The sequence below is a fragment of the Streptomyces sp. NBC_01384 genome (genome assembly GCF_045040035.1).
Lineage (GTDB): Bacteria > Actinomycetota > Actinomycetes > Streptomycetales > Streptomycetaceae > Streptomyces.
Genome location: NZ_CP109559.1, coordinates 5,293,572 through 5,309,639, shown reverse-complemented (window position 1 = coordinate 5,309,639; position 16,068 = coordinate 5,293,572). Strand labels below are relative to the sequence as shown.

At 69.8% G+C, this 16,068-nt stretch carries 15 protein-coding genes; 7 read left to right on the top strand and 8 right to left on the bottom strand.

Going from position 1 to position 16,068, the window contains the following annotated elements:
* Positions 1–11 precede the first annotated feature (11 nt).
* Entirely contained in the window at positions 12–1,535 is a 1,524-nt protein-coding gene (locus tag OG747_RS24540) for a PTS transporter subunit EIIC (RefSeq protein WP_405881489.1), read from the top strand.
* Here OG747_RS24540 and OG747_RS24535 read toward each other — a convergent pair.
* Positions 1,510–2,289 carry a VOC family protein gene (locus tag OG747_RS24535; protein ID WP_405881488.1) on the bottom strand — a complete coding sequence of 260 codons (780 nt, stop codon included), beginning with the start codon at positions 2,287–2,289 and terminating at the stop codon, positions 1,510–1,512. The two genes, OG747_RS24540 and OG747_RS24535, sit on opposite strands and share 26 nt — an antisense overlap.
* Before the next feature lie 209 nt (positions 2,290–2,498).
* Between OG747_RS24535 and OG747_RS24530 the strand changes: the two genes are divergently transcribed.
* Positions 2,499–3,086 carry a hypothetical protein gene (locus tag OG747_RS24530; protein ID WP_405881486.1) on the top strand — a complete coding sequence of 196 codons (588 nt, stop codon included), beginning with the start codon at positions 2,499–2,501 and terminating at the stop codon, positions 3,084–3,086.
* Between the two features lie 36 nt (positions 3,087–3,122).
* Here OG747_RS24530 and OG747_RS24525 read toward each other — a convergent pair whose 3' ends face one another.
* The 3 genes from OG747_RS24525 to OG747_RS24515 form a co-directional block, all read right to left on the bottom strand.
* Positions 3,123–4,499, bottom strand: coding sequence for a phosphoribosyltransferase family protein (locus OG747_RS24525; protein ID WP_405881485.1), 1,377 nt, complete (start codon positions 4,497–4,499; stop codon positions 3,123–3,125).
* 228 nt (positions 4,500–4,727) lie between these two features.
* Positions 4,728–6,272: a subtype B tannase gene (locus OG747_RS24520; protein ID WP_405885652.1), complete on the bottom strand. Its 1,545-nt coding sequence runs from the start codon at positions 6,270–6,272 to the stop codon at positions 4,728–4,730.
* Positions 6,273–6,493: 221 nt separating this feature from the next.
* A complete protein-coding gene (locus OG747_RS24515) occupies positions 6,494–6,763 on the bottom strand; it encodes a hypothetical protein (RefSeq protein WP_405881484.1) in 270 nt (89 codons plus the stop codon).
* A gap of 119 nt (positions 6,764–6,882) precedes the next feature.
* Here OG747_RS24515 and OG747_RS24510 point away from each other — a divergent pair, with 119 nt between their 5' ends.
* The 5 genes from OG747_RS24510 to OG747_RS24490 all read left to right on the top strand — a co-directional run bounded on the left by OG747_RS24510 (position 6,883) and on the right by OG747_RS24490 (position 10,253).
* Positions 6,883–7,722 carry a Scr1 family TA system antitoxin-like transcriptional regulator gene (locus OG747_RS24510; RefSeq protein ID WP_405881483.1) on the top strand — a complete coding sequence of 280 codons (840 nt, stop codon included), beginning with the start codon at positions 6,883–6,885 and terminating at the stop codon, positions 7,720–7,722.
* Positions 7,706–7,969, top strand: coding sequence for a DUF397 domain-containing protein (locus OG747_RS24505; protein ID WP_405881482.1), 264 nt, complete (start codon positions 7,706–7,708; stop codon positions 7,967–7,969). The genes OG747_RS24510 and OG747_RS24505 overlap by 17 nt, the downstream gene beginning before the upstream one ends.
* On the top strand, positions 7,966–8,415 hold the full coding sequence (locus OG747_RS24500; RefSeq protein WP_405881481.1) for a hypothetical protein: 450 nt from the start codon (positions 7,966–7,968) through the stop codon (positions 8,413–8,415). Before OG747_RS24505 ends, OG747_RS24500 begins: the two co-directional genes overlap by 4 nt.
* 285 nt (positions 8,416–8,700) lie before the next feature.
* On the top strand, positions 8,701–9,522 hold the full coding sequence (locus OG747_RS24495) for a hypothetical protein (RefSeq protein WP_405881480.1): 822 nt from the start codon (positions 8,701–8,703) through the stop codon (positions 9,520–9,522).
* Between the two features lie 59 nt (positions 9,523–9,581).
* Complete coding sequence (locus tag OG747_RS24490; protein ID WP_405881479.1) at positions 9,582–10,253, top strand: Uma2 family endonuclease; 672 nt, start codon at positions 9,582–9,584, stop codon at positions 10,251–10,253.
* 27 nt (positions 10,254–10,280) lie between these two features.
* Here the strand turns inward: OG747_RS24490 and OG747_RS24485 are convergent, their stop codons facing one another.
* The 4 genes from OG747_RS24485 to OG747_RS24470 all read right to left on the bottom strand — a co-directional run bounded on the left by OG747_RS24485 (position 10,281) and on the right by OG747_RS24470 (position 15,614).
* A complete protein-coding gene (locus OG747_RS24485; protein ID WP_405881478.1) occupies positions 10,281–11,858 on the bottom strand; it encodes a carboxylesterase/lipase family protein in 1,578 nt (525 codons plus the stop codon).
* Between the two features lie 201 nt (positions 11,859–12,059).
* Complete coding sequence (locus OG747_RS24480) at positions 12,060–13,184, bottom strand: NADH:flavin oxidoreductase (protein ID WP_405881477.1); 1,125 nt, start codon at positions 13,182–13,184, stop codon at positions 12,060–12,062.
* A 243-nt stretch (positions 13,185–13,427) separates the two neighbouring features.
* Positions 13,428–15,050 carry a chaperonin GroEL gene (gene groL, locus OG747_RS24475; RefSeq protein ID WP_405881476.1) on the bottom strand — a complete coding sequence of 541 codons (1,623 nt, stop codon included), beginning with the start codon at positions 15,048–15,050 and terminating at the stop codon, positions 13,428–13,430.
* A gap of 357 nt (positions 15,051–15,407) precedes the next feature.
* Positions 15,408–15,614, bottom strand: a complete 207-nt coding sequence (locus tag OG747_RS24470) for a cold-shock protein (RefSeq protein WP_007493268.1) — start codon at positions 15,612–15,614, stop codon at positions 15,408–15,410.
* Positions 15,615–16,068: the final 454 nt, after the last annotated feature.

The window sequence follows — 16,068 nt, the reverse complement described above, 5'->3', positions numbered from 1 at the left end:
ACCCTCAAAGGGTGCGCACATCGAACGACTCCACGGCCGCCGCGATCCTCCCCCTGGTCGGCGGCGCCGCGAACGTCACCTCCGTCGCCCACTGCATGACGCGTCTCCGCCTGGGCCTGCGCGACCGGACGCTCGTACGGGAGGAAGCTCTCAGGGCCCTGCCCGCCGTCCTCGGCGTGGTCGCGGACGGCGACAGCTACCAGATCGTGCTGGGACCGGGCACGGTCGCCCGGGTGACTCCGGAGTTCGAGGCACTCGTCACGAACTCGCCCGGTGCACTCCTCACCGACACGCCCGGTGCACTCCTCACCGACACGCCCGGTGCACTCCTCACCGACACGGCCGGTGCACTCGTCATGAACACGGCCGCCGACCTGGCCGCACGCGGCGCCGAGTGGAAGGCAGCCCGGCAACAGCGCAACGCGACCCCCTTCAAACTCCTCCTCCGCCGGGTCGCGAACATCTTCGTCCCCCTGATCCCCGCCCTGATCGGCTGCGGAGTCATCGCGGGCCTGAACGGCCTGTTGGTCAACCTCGGCCGGCTCCCCTCCCTCACCCCGGCCCTCGCCGCGATCGCCTCCGGCTTCATGGCCCTGATCGCCGTCTTCGTCGGGTACAACACGGCGAAGGAGTTCGGCGGCACCCCGATCCTGGGCGGGGCGGTGGCGGCGGTCATCGTGTACGCGGGGGTCGCGAAGGTGACGGCGTTCGGGGTGACGCTGACACCGGGCCAGGGCGGGGTGCTGGGCGCGCTGGCCGCCGCGCTGCTGGGAACGTACGTGGAGAAGTGGTGCCGCCGCCGGGTCCCGGAGGCCCTGGACGTCCTCGTCACCCCCACCCTCACCGTCCTCCTCACCGGCCTGGTGACGCTCTACGCCCTGATGTACGCGGCGGGCGAGCTGTCGACGGCCGTCGGTACGGCGGCGAACTGGCTCCTCGACCACACCGGTGTCTTCGCGGGCCTGATCCTGGGCGGCCTGTTCCTCCCCCTGGTGATGCTGGGCCTGCACCAGACCCTGATCCCCCTCCACACCACCCTCATCGAGCAGCAGGGGTACACGGTCCTGCTGCCGGTCCTGGCGATGGCGGGCGCGGGCCAGGTCGGCGCGGCACTCGCGGTCTACGTCCGCCTCCGCCACGACACCTCCCTGCGTACGACGATCAAGTCGGCGCTCCCGGCGGGCCTGCTGGGCGTGGGCGAGCCGCTCATCTACGGCGTCTCGCTCCCCCTCGGCCGCCCCTTCGTCACCGCCTGCGCGGGCGGCGCGGCGGGCGGCGCCTTCGTCGGCCTCTTCTCGACGCTCGGCGACAAGATCGGCTCCACCGCGATCGGCCCCTCGGGCTGGGCCCTGTTCCCCCTCCTCAAGGGCACGGGTGGGCCGGCCCTGACGGTGGCGATCTACGCGGGCGGGCTGCTGACGGGGTACGTGGTGGGGTTCCTGGCCACGTACGCCTTCGGTTTCGGCCCCCATACCGGCCCGGGTTCCGGCCCGGGTTCCGGCCCCGTTCTCAGGCGGCCGGAGGATTCGGCTTGAGGAGGGCGAAGGGCGCGCCGAACGGGTCGGCAAGCCAGGCGAGGCGGCCCACGTCGGTCACGTCCGTGGCGGGCATGAGGACGGACCCGCCGCTGCCCTGGGCCGTGAAGACGGTGGCGTCGGTGTCCGCCACCGCGAAGTAGGGAATCCAACGCGGCGCCATACCCTCCTGGAGCTCGGCGAGACCGCCGAACGAGGCGTCCTGCTGATCGCCCTCGGCGGTGGACAGCACGGTGTAGGTCATGCCGGGCATGGTCATGTCCTGCGACCGCCAGCCGAACAGGGAGCCGTAGAAGGCGAGGATCCCGGTGGGGTCCGGAGCGTGGAGTTCGACCCAGCACAGGGTGTTGTCCTCGGAGGCCGCCTCCAGACCCCCCACCGCGGCGGGCTGCCAGACCGCGAACTCGGCGCCGCCCGGGTCGGTGAAGGCCGCCATCCGTCCGGCCTCCATGACGTCGAAGGGCTCGGCCCGCACGACTCCGCCGCCCTGTTCGACCGCCTTGGCGGTGGCGTCCGCGTCCGGGGTCTGGAAGTACACCGTCCAGGCCGAACGCGCGCCCTCATCGGTGAGCGGCCCCAGGGCTGCCACCGTCTTGCCGTCCTTCTGGAAGAAGCCGTACCCGCCCGCGTCCGGCCCCGCGGACTGCAGCTCCCAGCCGAAGACCGCCCCGTAGAAGGCGGCCGCGGCCATGGTGTCGGGGCTGCCGAGGTCGACCCAGTTGGGTGAGCCGGTGACGAAGTCGGTGGTGAGCATCGTGTCGCGCCTGCCTCCCGGTAGCCCTTTTTGCCTTCACCGAGCGTCACGCGGACGGCGACACTCCGCAACCCGAGCCCTTGGCCACGTCCTCGCCCCGGCGGCGACCTCAGCACCACGGCCGGCTTCACCACCCCTGAGTCGATTGTCAGTGGCGTGTGCAACGGTAGGTGGGAACAGGGCACCGTCCGCAGAAGGGACCCACCACCGTGAATCACGCACAGCTCACCGCCCTCGGCCGTGCCCTGCGCGTCCTCGGCGAGCACGGCGACGCGCTGACCGCCGACACCCCCGACGCGAAGCTGCACGAGGTCAAGGCCGACCTCAAGCGCGCCCTGGACCTGCTGGAGGAGACGGTGACGACGGCGGTTCCCACGACCCGCTGCGCCGAGCATCCGAACGGCCCGGTGGACGAGGGCGCCGTCGACCTCTGTCTGCTCTGCGAGACCCGCCGCCGCACCGCCCGCCGCACCGAGGTCAACGACGCCTTCCCGCAGGGCCGCCCCAGCAGCGCGGACGAAGCCCCCGAGCGCACCATGTCCCGGTACGGCGTGCGGGGCGACCGCCCCCAGCCCCAGCAGCGCTGGCTCCCGGAGGTGTGGACCGGCCAGGCGTGGCAGCTGTGCGGCACCCCGCGCCGCGACCGCGTCGAGGCGGAGCGGTACCTGGCCGCGGAGCGCCGCACCCCCCGCCCGGGCATGGCCTACCGCCTGGTCCACGAGTTCACGGACTACGAGGTGCTGCGCATCTGGGGCACGCCGGTGAAGGTGGACATCGAGCCGATGGGCAACCTGTAGGCCGACCCAGGTGGATCGATCGAGTAGGCGGTCGGCTCACCTGCGGGCTCCCGCACGCGGAACGGCGGAGGCGAGATGCCTGCTGAACCAGTCCGTGGCCAGCTCGGTGACCGATTCCAGGGTGCCGGGTTCCTCGAAGAGATGCGTGGCACCGGGGACGACGGCCAGCTGATGCTCGCAGCTCAGGCGCGCCGCGGCCTGCCGGTTGAGGTCCAGCACCTGGTGGTCGCGGCCCCCGACGATGAGCAGCGTCGGAGCCTTCACCTCCGGCAGCCTGGGGCCGGCCAGGTCCGGCCTGCCTCCGCGGGAGACGATTGCCGCGATGTCCGCTGCGGGCTCCGCCGCGGCCCACAGCGCGGCGGCGGCTCCTGTGCTGGCACCGAAATAACCGAACTCCATGCCCTGGGCGTCGGGCTGCTCACGCAGCCATCCGGTCGCCTGGATCAGGCGGCGGGCGAGCAGCGCCGTGTCGAACACGTTGTCCCGGTTCACCGCCTCGGCCTCGGTGAGCAGATCGAACAGAAGGGTGCCCAGACCGGCGCGGTTCAGCCCGGTGGCGACGAAGCGGTTGCGCGGGCTCTTCCTGCTGCTGCCGCTGCCGTGGGCGAAGAGGACGACCCCGGGGGCACCGCGGGGTACCGTCAGCCGCCCGTCGAGCGCGGCGCCTCCGGCCGGTATCCGGACCGCCCTGTCATAGAACGGGGAATCGTGCTCCGTGGAGGCGCTGCCCGTGGCCGGCGGCGCGTCGGACGGGGCATGCGTCGCGGACAGGGCGTGCGTCGCGCGGTTGTGCTCCAGGCAGGCGATGACCTCCTCGTCGCTCGTCTGCTCGAAGTCCGTATAGAACTGACCGATCGCGTAGAACATCCGGGGGGTGTGCAGACAGATGCCTTCGTCCGCCTCGCCTCCGAGGCGGGCCGACCAGTCGTGCGGCGCCACGGGAACCGCCACCACGATCCGCGACGCGCCGCGGGCGCGCGCGATCCGGCAGGCCGCCAGTGCCGTGGAGCCGGTCGCCAGACCGTCGTCCACCACCAGGACCGTCCGTCCCTCGTACCGGGCCGGCTGCCGCTCGCCCCGGAAGCGGCGGGCCCGCTGCGCCAGGACGCCGCGCTCGTGTTCCTCCACCGCGGTCAGATCGCGGTCCGTCACACCCGTGGCCCGCACCACCTCTTCGTTGATGACGCGCACGCCTTCCTCGCCGATGGCGCCCATGGCCAGCTCCGGCTGGAAGGGCACCCCGAGCTTGCGTACGAGGCAGACGTCGAGCGGAGCGCCGAGGGCCTCGGCGACCTGCGCGGCGACCGGGACGCCGCCGCGGGGAAGTCCCACGACCACCAGGTCCTGGCCCTTCAGGTGGTGCAGCCGGGCAGCGAGCTGTCGGCCCGCATCGGTTCGGTCTGTGAAGTACATGGTCGCCTCCCGGGTGAGGTGAGGTCCTCGAGTCCCGAGTGAAGTCCGCTGTGCGCGCCGGGCGACCGTCGCGGGGACTGTGACGCCGCTCCGCGGCCGAGGATGCCCGGTCCGCACTGCCGGCAGATGACCAGCGTAACGAGGTCACCGCCCATTCCTCCAGGCGAGGCCAGGACGGATCATGCCGGGCCGGCGCCGGCCCGGCATGATCCGGACGAAAGGCCCTGGCTAGCCCCTGTAGCCCGACACCGTGGCGATCCACTTGATGAAGTCGCCCGGGTCGTTGTCCGCGCCGTGACCGGCGTCCCAGTAGTACGAGGTGTCGACGTCGTCGCCGAGGTCCTTCAGGCGGGCGGCGAGGTTGCTCGCGACGGTGAGCGCGGTGTCGCTGTCCTTGGTGCCGAGGCGGATCCACCAGTGCTTCGACCGGTTCTGGTTGGCGTCCTCGATGAGGTGGTGCATCGGGTTCATCAGGTCGAGCTTCGCGGGGATGTCGCTGTCGAGGCGCGCACTGGAGCCCTCCTCGTGGCGCAGGCTGTACAGCGTGAAGTGCCGCTTCGCGGTGGTCCCCGTACCGAACTCGTTGTTCTCGCCCGTGGACAGGTCGAAGGCGTCGAAGGCCGGCGTGTCCTTCTTGCGGGCGCCCACGTGGGTGAGGAAGTCGGCCCAGGAGAAGGCCGCCCTGCCGTCGGACCAGGTGATGAACGTGTTCGTGGCCAGGTAGGTGGCCCGGTCCGCGTCCGACAGCGCCGCGAGGTACTTGGTGGCCGACGGCTCCAGGTGGGTCTTGACGAGGTACTCGTCGAGGTTGCGCGCCGTAAGAGCCCCGAAGCCCTTCGCCGTCAGCTTGAGGGAGGCGAGGTAGTCGCCGTACGAGGTGGTCAGCGCCTTGGAGACGGTCTGGTCGACGAGCGAGCCGCTGCCCAGCGCGTTGGCGCCCCAGTTCCACTCGTACGCCATGTCGGCGTGCTCGAGGTCGGTGATCGGGCACCAGGCGCCGGTGGCGAAGATCGCGTCGCTCGCGTCGGCGGCACCGAGTTCCCGGAGGTACGTGTCGTAGATCGGGCTGTCGCCGGACGCGCCGAGCAGGGAGGACAGGGCGCCGCCCGCGCTGGTACCGGAGGAGACTATCCGGTTCACGTTGCCCGGGATGCGCCCCTTGTTGAACTTCACGTACCGCACCGCGGCCTTGAGGTCGACGATGGCGGCCGGGGCGGTGCCGTAGTACGTACCGCCGGCGTCGACGAGGGAGCGGCCGCGGGCGCCCGGCTCCACGACGACGTACCCGGCGGCGAGCGCCAACTGCTGACGGCTCGCGGCGGAGTCGGCAGCGGGAGCGGGACCGCCCGGGCCACCGGGGCCGCCGGGGCCCATCCCGCCGCCTGCGCCGATCCCCGTGGCGCTCGCGACGGACGAAGGCATGTAACCGCCGACCTGGTTGGCGAAGAGGATGGGCGCACAGGTCGCGTCCACAGCCGTGCCGTCGATCTTCACCGGCACGCTGACGTTGAGGGACTGATAGGTCGCGTCCACCGGGTTGGCCACGTACGAGGCCACTTTGTAGAAGTGGTAGACGACCTCGTGGGCGGTGCCGGTGGTGTCCGTGATGGTGGTGGTCAACTCCGTGTAGCTGTCCGGATCGAAGGCCAGGGAGGAGTCCGTGGCCTTCGAGGAGGTCGCGGACTTCGAGGACGACCCGACGGTACCGCTCGCCGCCTGCGCGCCGGAGGCGAATCCGATCGCCGGCACCGCGGCGCCCGCCGTGAGCCCCATGACCACTGTTCTACGCTTCACTTCCGTCTCCTGTCTTCGCGGCTCGTTCGAACAACGCGCCCAGCACAACAGCCGTTTCTTAAGGCCTCCTTTGTGTCTCCGGTGACAGCACGGGAAACCGGCCACCGTCCCTGACCAGGCCCAACCCGGCACGACCAGGCCCGACCACCGGTGTCCCGCCCTGCCCGTCTGCAAACCGAGCCCAATCGCCCACAAAATTGTCAGCAATTTTGGCGCAATCTCGCACGCTCGGAGTCCCGGTTGGCCTCCCTGACCCGCGCCCGCAGCACCTCCTCCGTCGCGCACGCCCGCAGCACGTCCGCCAACCGCACCGCCGTACGCACGTTGCACCGCCCGAGCGCGACCAGAGCGAACGGCTCCTCACTCGCACCGGTCACCGGATCGACCCGCAGCGAGGGCAGGACGACACCGACACCTTCCAAGGCCGCCTTCAACTGCGCCACCACTTCCTCCGTCGACGTCACGCCCATCGCTCCGCTTCCTCCACTCTGAGTGTTCGCTTTCACCACACAGAGTGGCCGTCGCGCCTCTAACCTGGCCAGAGCCGGCGTCCCAACAACCCAGCGTGTGCGACAGGGAGTTGTTGTCCATGGCAGGTCCGAAGGATCTCGATCCCTCCTCGTCCCCCCGTGCCCTCCTGGGCGCCGAGCTGCGCCACGCCCGCGAGAGAGCGGGCCTGAGCCAGGAGGAATTAGGCGGCCGACTGTTCGTCAGCGGCTCGTTCATCGGCCAGTTGGAGGCGGGCACGCGGCGGATGCAGCCGGAGTACGCGCGGATGCTCGACGAAGTCCTGGGTACCGAGGACTTCTTCACGCGCAACTGCGGGGCCGCGTCCAAGTCCCGCTATCCGGAGCACTTCGCGGAAGTGGCGGAGGCGGAGGCACTCGCGACGGCGATCCGGGAGTACGCGCCGCTGCTGATCCCGGGGCTGCTCCAGACGCTGGCATACGCACGGGCCGTGAACCGCGCGTACGCGCCGACAGCGCCGGAGGAGGTGATCGAGGAGTGGGTGGCAGGCCGGATGGAGCGGACCCGCCTTCTCGACGACCCAACAAAGCCGTTGTTGTGGGCGGTGCTTGACGAGGCGGCGCTGCGCCGGGAGACGGGTGGCCGCGCGGTGATGGCGGAGGCCCTGCGTCACATCGCCGATCTGGCGCGCCGAAACCGGGTCATCGTGCAGGTGCTGCCGTTCAGCGCGGGAGCGCACACGGCGATGGAGGGCTCGCTGAAGCTGATGGAGTTCGAGGACGCCCCTCCGCTGGTCTACCTCGAAGGGGTCGCCACCGGACGGCTGGAGGACGACCCGGCCACCGTCAGGCACCACAAGCTGGCCTACGAACTCCTCGCCGCCTCAGCCCTCTCCCCGGAGAAGTCCCTGGCCCTGATCGAGGTGCTGGCGCAGGATTACACCCATGAGGAACTTCCCTGACTACGACCTGAGCACGGCCATATGGCACAAGTCCAGCTACAGCGGGGGCGGTGGCGGCAACTGCCTGGAAGTAGCCCGCTGGCGGAAGTCGACGTACAGCGGGGGCGGCGGCGGCGACTGCCTGGAAGTCGCCGACGGGCACCCCGCCCTCATCCCCGTCCGCGACTCCAAGAACCCCCTTGGCCCGAAGCTCGTGTTCCGGGCGGAGGCCTGGTCCGCGTTCGTCGAAGGCGTCAAGGAGTCTTGAGCGAGTCGCGCGAGCCCGTCTTCCTCAGGACCAGGACCAGCCCCGGGTACGCCTACAATCCCCGCAACCCCATCGGCCTGGCCCTCATCTTCGGTTCCCTGCTGCTCGCCGGAGGCGGGGTGTACTACTTCGAGGCGAGTTCGAAGTGGAGCGAGGGCGAGTTGCGTACCGCCGTCCACGAGGCAGCGGCCAATCTGGAAAAGGAACCCCACGTCAACGACGAGTTCCTCGGCTTCGACGCGCTCATCGACGAGGCCATCGACGCGACCGGCGAGGGCCCGTCGACCGGAGCTGGGATCAGACACGTCATGAACCCCGACGCCACCGACGACTACACCATCACCGGCAACGGCACCGACGCGACGTTCTGCATGCACGTCCTCGCGACCCCGACCAGCGAGACCTACGCGGTCCTGACGGTCAAAGTCACCAACGGCGCCTGCTGAGCCCTCCGGACAGTGGCCCGAGGCTCAAGCCTCGGGCCCCGAGCGCTCTTAACAAGGAACGGGCGGTGGGCCCCAACCCACCCTCCCACCCTGGCGAGTTGACTTGACGCGACCGACTTGCCACGCACAGTCACCAGGGCTTAGCGTGCCGAAATAACGAACAACCCCCGCCAGGTGCTGGAACACCTGCGGGGGTTTGACCAACGAGACGATCAGAGGCATCGACCCGTGGCTGACGCCAACTTTAGTGCTGCACCCCGCCCTGCGCACGCCCTCCCCCACCCCATGGCCAATCCGGGTTACGGAAAACGCAGCGCCCCGGACCAACGCCCCCGCACCAACGACGACTTCGCACACCTCCCGCCCCGCGAGGCGGCGATCGCCGCGTATGTCGACCGGCTCCCCGACGGCGCCGACATCTCCGTAAAAACGCTGGCCAAGACGCTCCCGTACGGACAGTGCGCCCTCCGCACCGCCCTCAACAACCTCACCCGGGCGGGCCACTTACGTAGGGGCCGCGAACACCTGGCCGACTCGGGCAGCGCGCGCTGGATCACCCGATCGTGGTTCTCCCGTACGGCGCGCGACGACGACTGGTGGGCAGGGTTCACGCGGGGCGACGTACCGCAGGAGCTCCCGGACAGACGGGCCGCCCCCACCCGCTCCCGCGCGTACATCCTGCTGGCGGCGCTGGGCCGCACGACCCCGGCCCTGTCCCTGTCCGCCAGGGACTGCGCGGACCTCGCTCCCCTGCTCGCGGAATGGTTCGCGAGGGGTGCCACCGACGAGCACGTGCTCCAAGCCCTGACCACGGGCCTCCCCATCCCCGTCCACAGCCCGGCCGCCCTCGTCCGCACCCGCCTGATCGGCAAGCTCCCACCGGAACCCGTACGAGAGACCCCACCACGCCCACCCCTCCGCATCCTGGAGTGCGCGAAGTGCGGGACCCCGGGCCGCCCGGAGGCCCTTCCGGGCGGCGTCTGCGGCCCATGTCGGGGTGACACCGCCCCACCGCCCACCGGCCCGCTGACATCCACCGCAGTCCATGCCCACGCCGCCGCGGCCCGCGCGGCGATGGTCGGCCGACGAGAAAGGGCACGCGGATGACCGCTCCAACGGTCCGGAAGCACACAGCAGGGGCACGATGGAAGGGAGGAGGCAACACCATGACCCCTGGCACCGCTGAACGCCCGCAGATGTCCGTGGAGGACTTCGAGGAACTGGCCGCCAAGGCCCCGAAACGCGTGAAACTCGAATTCCTCGGAGGACGTCTCTCCAGCAAGTACCCACTCGACGTCGAAGACTTCGAGGAGCTGGAGCGCAGGGCCCCCGAAACAGTGCGGCTTGAATACATCAACGGAGAACTAAGGGTCAAGGCGATGCCGGACGGCAACCACCGCTCGATCTTCATGTGGCTGCTGCGTCAGTGCATGCAACAGCGCCCTGACCTCGATCTCGTGCCCGAGTCCGGCGTCAAGGCCGAGGCCTACCGCAAGGGTCGCGCCCGCACGGATGGAAGCCTCGTTCCGGTGGATCACTTCAGGGGAGACGGCGAGTGGTCTGAAGCGGAGGGCGTCCTCATGGCGGTCGAGATCACCTCCCACGACCGCGACACCGACCAGCGTGACCGCATCGACAAGCCCATTGGCTACGCGGAAGCCAACATCCCTATCTACCTCCTCATCGACCGGGACGACAACACGGTCACCGTGTTCAGCGAGCCGAAGGAGGGCCGGTACCAACTGGCCCCGTCCTACCCCTGGGGTTCCTCCATCGAACTCCCCGCCCCCGTGAACATCACCCTCAAAACCGAGAAGCTCAAGGACTACGCCGACTGACCCGCACGAGGGAACCCGGCGGCGCCCTCAGCCCATCAGCGGCAGCGCCCCGAACTCGTGGCGCTGCCAGAGACGTCGCGAGGTCTCCTCCGGGTACGCCGTGACGACGGACTCCGCATCGAAGACCTGGGTCAGCCGCCGCTCGGTGTCGTACGCCGGCCAGCCCGGGTCTCCCGTCGTGGCGAACGCCGTCCAGGCCCCGCGGAAACGGGACGACAGGGCCTCGGTCTCCGGCGAGGGGTCGGCCCCGGCGAACAGAAGGACGCCGAGGTCGGCGGCGAAGGTCCCGAACAGCAGCGGTATGTCGAGGCCGTGGCAGGCGCCCAGCGCGCCGCCGAATGCCGGGGCGGGCCAGGCCAGCTCGTAGACGTGCGCGCGGCCGCCGCCCGCGATCTGCGCCTCGGCCAGGCGCAGCGAGGGCATACGGAACAGCGCGTCGGAGTGGACCCACTCGTACAGCTCGTCGGGCGTGGCTTCGGGGAAGGCGGTGCGGTAGGCACGCTCGCCGTCCAGTCCCGAGCCCGAGCCCGAGCCCGAATCTGAACCCGTCCCCGTCCCCGCCCCCGCTCCCGGTCCGAAGATGCGCAGTTCCGTCGTCGCCTGTTCGTCAGTGATCGTCCCGAGTTGTCCGCCCAGGGCGGCGAACAGCCGGTGCTCGTTCCGGGTGTGCCCGGCGATCAGTTCCACGTCCCGTGCCGAGCCGGCCGCCAGCGCCTGCCAGGGAGCGGTCGGCAGCACCTCTCCGTCGACGACGGGCGAGAAGGCGGTCAGCGTGTGGGCGACCGCTCCCCACTTGCCCTCGAACGCCGGCATCTTGGCGCCCAACGTCTCGCCGGCGGCGGTCAGTCGCCGGGGCTCCACCGTCGACAGATCGGCGGCCGTCGGGCGCAGGCCCGCCTCGGCGGCGATGGCGGCGGCGATGTCCCGGGCGAGTTCGTCGGAGAAGAAGGGGCCGGGCACGCTCTGCGCGATCGCCCGCCCGAACAGCCCGGCGGCGCTCGGCATGGCCAGCAGCGCGGCGACGGACCCGGCGCCCGCGGACTCGCCGAAGACGGTGACCCGGCCGGGGTCGCCGCCGAAGGCCGCGATGTTCTCCCGTACCCATTCCAGGGCCGCGACCTGGTCTAGCAGGCCCCGGTTGGCGGGTGCCCCGTCGATCCGGGCGAAACCCTCCATGCCTAGGCGATAGTTGAGGGTGACCACGACGAGGTCGCCGTCGCGGGCGATGCGCTGGGCGTCGTATCCGGGGCTGCCGGCGTGGCCGAGCTTGTAGGCGCCGCCGTAGATCCAGACCATCACCGGGCGGCGGGCAGCCGGGTCAGGGTCGGGTGTCCAGACGTTGACGGTCAGCCAGTCGTCGCCCATGGGGGCGTCGATCACGCCCGTACGGCCCTGGAACACCGACTCCTGTGGGGGCGGCGGGCCGAAGGCGAACGCGTCCCGGGTGCCGTCCCAGGCGGCCACCGGGCGCGGGGCGGCGAACCGCGCGTCCCCCACCGGCGGTTCGGCGAACGGCATGCCCCGGAAGACCACCAGCCCGTCCTCCCGGCGACCGCGCACCGCACCGGCGCGGGTACGCACCACGTTCACTCCTGCTGCCGTCACGATGGCTCCCTGGGTGCTGGTGGAACGGACGGGCTCTTGAAGGAACAGCGTGCTACGAAAAAGCCAGGCGATCACCCCCTACGGATGAGAAGGGCGATCGCCTGGATCAGGTTTCGGACAGGTCCGGTCCCGACCGATCGGGTCAGGTCAGGTCAGGTCGGGTCGGGTCAGGTCAGGTCAGGTCAGGTCCGAGGGTCGGCTTCAGCTGAGCGTGCTCAGCGCCTTCGCGTCGTACGCCCCCAGCTCCCCGAACCGCCCGCCCAGCACCTTCGCCGCCCACTCCGGGTCGGCGAGGAGGGCGCGGCCCACGGCGACGAGGTCGAACTCGTCGCGCTCCAGGCGGTCCAGGAGGTTGTCGAGGCTCGCCACCGGGGCACCCTCGCCCTGGAAGCTCTTGAGGAAGTCGCCGTCCAGGCCGACCGAGCCGACCGTGATGGTGGGCTTGCCCGTGAGCTTCTTCGTCCAGCCCGCGAGGTTCAGGTCCGAGCCGTCGAACTCCGGGAGCCAGTAGCGGCGGGTGGAGGCGTGGAAGGCGTCGACGCCCGCGGCGGCGAGCGGGGTCAGGATGGCCTCCAGCTCCTCCGGGGTCTCGGCGAGCCGGGCGTCGTAGTTGTCCGACTTCCACTGCGAGTAGCGGAAGAGGACGGGGAATTCGGCCGAGACCGAGTCACGGACCGCGGCGACGATCTCCGCCGCGAACTTCGTACGGGCGACCGGGTCACCGCCGTACGCGTCCGTGCGCCGGTTGGTGCCCGCCCACAGGAACTGGTCGAGCAGATAGCCGTGCGCGCCGTGCAGTTCGACGCCGTCGAAGCCGATGCGCTCGGCGGTGGCGGCGGCCTCGGCGAACGCGGCGATGACCTCGTCCAGGTCGGCCTGGGTCATGGCCTTGCCGGTGCCCTCGGTGCCGTCGAGACGGATGCCGGAGGGGCCGACCGCGGGGGCGTCGGCGTACGGCGGCCGCCCCGCCTTGCGCACCATGCCGATGTGCCACAGCTGCGGAACGATCGTGCCGCCCGCCGCGTGCACCGCGTCGGCGACCTTCGTCCAGCCCGCGAGCTGCTCCGTGCCGTGGAAGCGCGGGACGCGGTCGCTCTCGCCTGCCGAGTCGTGGCCGACGTACGTGCCCTCGGTGACGATGAGGCCCACGCCCGCGGCGGCGCGGCGGGCGTAGTACCCGGCCACGTCCTCACCGGGGACGCCGCCCGGGGAGAACTGCCGGGTCATCGGTGCCATCGTGATCCGGTTCGGGACGGTCAGGCCGTTCAGGGATACGGGGCGGGACAGGATCTCGGCAGCGCGGGTGGCGGAGGCGTCGAGCGTCACGTGAGGGGCTCCTCGGAGAGGTCGAAGGACATCGAGCAGATGGTCGGGCAGATCGGCCGGCAGGAAGTGCGCATGTATGTGCATGTGCATTTACCGCACTCTCGACGTCAACCAACCCGTCCGCCACGGCATTCCGCCGCACTCGTCTCCCTCGTGTGATCCCGGACACGCCCGAGGGCGGCACCCCCTGGGAGTGGGGGTACCGCCCTCGAAACGTAAGGACAGTGATCAACCAGAGGTCGATCAGAAGTCCATGTCACCGCCCGGCATGCCGCCCGGAGCGGCCGCGGAGGCCTTCTCCGGCTTGTCGGCGATGACGGCCTCGGTGGTGAGGAACAGCGCGGCGATGGAGGCGGCGTTCTGCAGGGCAGAGCGGGTCACCTTCGCCGGGTCGATGATGCCTTCGGCGATCATGTCGACGTACTCGCCGGTCGCGGCGTTCAGACCGTGGCCGACGGGCAGGTTGCGCACCTTCTCGACGATCACGCCACCCTCGAGACCACCGTTGACGGCGATCTGCTTGAGCGGGGCCTCCAGGGCGAGTCGCACGGCGTTGGCGCCGGTCGCCTCGTCACCTTCGAGCTCCAGCTTCTCGAACACGGCGGACGCCTGGATGAGAGCCACGCCACCACCGGCGACGATGCCCTCCTCGACGGCGGCCTTCGCGTTGCGAACGGCGTCCTCGATGCGGTGCTTGCGCTCCTTGAGCTCGACCTCGGTGGCGGCACCGGCCTTGATGACGGCCACGCCGCCGGCCAGCTTCGCCAGGCGCTCCTGGAGCTTCTCGCGGTCGTAGTCCGAGTCGGAGTTCTCGATCTCGGCGCGGATCTGGTTGACCCGGCCGGCGACCTGGTCGGCGGAGCCGGAGCCGTCGACGATCGTGGTCTCGTCCTTGGTGATGACGACCTTGCGGGCGCGGCCCAGCAGGTCCAGACCCGCGTTCTCCAGCTTGAGGCCGACCTCCTCGGAGATGACCTCGCCGCCCGTGAGGATGGCGATGTCGCCGAGCATGGCCTTGCGGCGGTCACCGAAGCCCGGCGCCTTGACGGCGACGGACTTGAAGGTGCCACGGATCTTGTTGACGACCAGGGTCGACAGGGCCTCGCCCTCGACGTCCTCGGCGATGATCAGCAGCGGCTTGCCGCCCTGCATGACCTTCTCGAGGAGCGGCAGCAGGTCCTTGACGTTGCTGATCTTCGAGTTGGCGATCAGGATGTACGGGTCGTCGAGGACGGCCTCCATACGCTCCATGTCGGTGGCGAAGTACGCCGAGATGTAGCCCTTGTCGAAGCGCATACCCTCGGTGAGTTCCAGCTCCAGACCGAAGGTCTGGGACTCCTCGACGGTGATGACGCCTTCCTTGCCGACCTTGTCCATCGCCTCGGCGATGAGCTCGCCGATCTGGGTGTCGGCGGCGGAGATGGAGGCCGTGGAAGCGATCTGCTCCTTGGTCTCGACGTCCTTGGCCTGCTCCAGCAGGGCACCGGAGACGGCCTCGACGGCCTTCTCGATACCGCGCTTGAGGGCCATCGGGTTGGCGCCGGCGGCTACGTTGCGCAGACCCTCGCGCACCAGCGCCTGGGCCAGAACGGTGGCCGTGGTCGTACCGTCACCGGCGACGTCGTCCGTCTTCTTGGCGACTTCCTTGACCAGCTCGGCGCCGATCTTCTCGTACGGGTCCTCGAGCTCGATCTCCTTGGCGATGGATACACCATCGTTGGTGATCGTGGGGGCGCCCCACTTCTTCTCGAGGACGACGTTGCGGCCCTTGGGGCCAAGGGTGACCTTGACGGCGTCGGCGAGCTGGTTCATCCCGCGCTCGAGACCGCGCCGTGCCTCCTCGTCGAACGCGATGATCTTGGCCATGTGAAGTGGTCCTCCCGGACTGGGGTGGATTGCTCCGGACCGCGCTGGCGCCCGCGACGGACGGCCTGCCTGCCTCGTGGTTCCTTGCCCCACCTGGCCTGCGGGCCTCACCGACCCGGTCCTCGTTATCACTCTCACCATCAGAGTGCTAACGCCAATGATTAGCACTCGCCCCTGCCGAGTGCAAGCGGCTCCCCTTGATCCGCAGATGAGAACCCCTTGAAGACAGGCGAACAGCCGACCTGACGACAGGCGAACAACGGACCGAACGGGCAGACCGAAGGGGCAGACCGAAGGGCCCGCACCCCATGGGGATACGAGCCCTTCGTCACGTCGAACAGTCAGTCGGCGCGTGCTTCAGCCGGTCGCCAGTCGGACCATGTCCGCCTGCGGCCCTTTCTGACCCTGCGAGATCTCGAAATCGACCCGCTGGCCCTCTTCCAGGGTGCGGTAGCCGTCCATCTGAATCGCGCTGTAGTGGACGAATACATCCGCACCACCGTCGACCGCGATGAAGCCGTACCCCTTCTCCGCGTTGAACCACTTGACGGTGCCCTGAGCCATGCCTAACTCCCCTATTACTGGCCCTTGCACAGGACCGCACTTCGCGGACCCGGGTCAGACCTCACCCCCCAACGGTTGGGGGTGTGCGCCGGAACGCGTCGACCGCGGCTGAATGTATCTGTCCAACTGCCGTCTGCAACAGGTCAATTGGACGAGAATTCCGGGCACGGTCGATCGGGAATATGGGGAGAATTTGTGAAGTTTCAGGGCAAGTCGGGCCCCATAAATGCCATAAACGGCTCAAAAAGGCGGGGGACTTTGGCTACTTCTTGCCGGACCTCGGGCGCGAACTCATATGCGCCCGGCATGCGAAGTGCAGCGGGTTCCCCAACTCTACCGCGCTCAACCATACTGAATTGCCCCCTCCGCTTCTCTCGCGGAGGGGGCAATTCGATGAACTCTCGGTGATTGGCATTACCAAGGGTAACTATCTCACCGTACGTAATCGGATGCG

Excerpts from the sequence above, each read along its gene's own strand:
- groL (WP_405881476.1), bottom strand. The coding sequence starts at position 15,050 with ATGGCCAAGATCATCGCGTTCGACGAGGAGGCACGGCGCGGTCTCGAG.
- OG747_RS24505 (WP_405881482.1), top strand. The coding sequence starts at position 7,706 with ATGAGGAACTTCCCTGACTACGACCTGAGCACGGCCATATGGCACAAG.
- OG747_RS24510 (WP_405881483.1), top strand. The coding sequence starts at position 6,883 with ATGGCAGGTCCGAAGGATCTCGATCCCTCCTCGTCCCCCCGTGCCCTC.
- OG747_RS24520 (WP_405885652.1), bottom strand. The coding sequence starts at position 6,272 with ATGGGGCTCACGGCGGGCGCCGCGGTGCCGGCGATCGGATTCGCCTCC.
- OG747_RS24470 (WP_007493268.1), bottom strand. The coding sequence starts at position 15,614 with ATGGCTCAGGGCACCGTCAAGTGGTTCAACGCGGAGAAGGGGTACGGC.
- OG747_RS24495 (WP_405881480.1), top strand. The coding sequence starts at position 8,701 with ATGGCCAATCCGGGTTACGGAAAACGCAGCGCCCCGGACCAACGCCCC.
- OG747_RS24490 (WP_405881479.1), top strand. The coding sequence starts at position 9,582 with ATGACCCCTGGCACCGCTGAACGCCCGCAGATGTCCGTGGAGGACTTC.
- OG747_RS24515 (WP_405881484.1), bottom strand. The coding sequence starts at position 6,763 with ATGGGCGTGACGTCGACGGAGGAAGTGGTGGCGCAGTTGAAGGCGGCC.
- OG747_RS24525 (WP_405881485.1), bottom strand. The coding sequence starts at position 4,499 with ATGTACTTCACAGACCGAACCGATGCGGGCCGACAGCTCGCTGCCCGG.
- OG747_RS24535 (WP_405881488.1), bottom strand. The coding sequence starts at position 2,289 with ATGCTCACCACCGACTTCGTCACCGGCTCACCCAACTGGGTCGACCTC.